Annotated in this window: 1 rRNA gene; it reads right to left on the reverse strand. The window is 54.6% G+C overall.

Annotation, left to right across the window (positions count from 1 at the left end):
• Window positions 1-2 precede the first annotated feature (2 nt).
• A 5S ribosomal RNA gene (gene rrf, locus F3J41_RS23235) occupies window positions 3-118 on the reverse strand.
• Window positions 119-350 lie beyond the last annotated feature (232 nt).

Consider the following 350-nt stretch of genomic DNA (forward strand, 5'->3'; position numbering starts at 1 on the left):
ATGCCTGGCAGTTCCCTACTCTCGCATGGGGAGGCCCCACACTACCATCGGCGCTACGGCGTTTCACTTCTGAGTTCGGCATGGGGTCAGGTGGGACCACCGCGCTGTTGCCGCCAGGCAAATTCTGGTGCGCGAAACGAATCTTTTTCACTGATGCCGCGTTGCCCGTCCTCGTAAAGTCAGTCACATACTTCTGTATGCTCCTTCCTTTCCTTCGGCCTGCCGCCTCGCCTCAGCGCAAAATCTTTCGTTTCCGCTAATTTTTCCGTCACAAGCTGAAAATTCTTTCGGTCTCTCAGACCAAAACGCCTCTGGCGTTGTAAGGTTAAGCCTCACGGGTCATTAGTACC

The sequence above is a fragment of the Pantoea sp. Ap-870 genome, from assembly GCF_011752515.1.
Taxonomy (GTDB): domain Bacteria; phylum Pseudomonadota; class Gammaproteobacteria; order Enterobacterales; family Enterobacteriaceae; genus Pantoea; species Pantoea dispersa.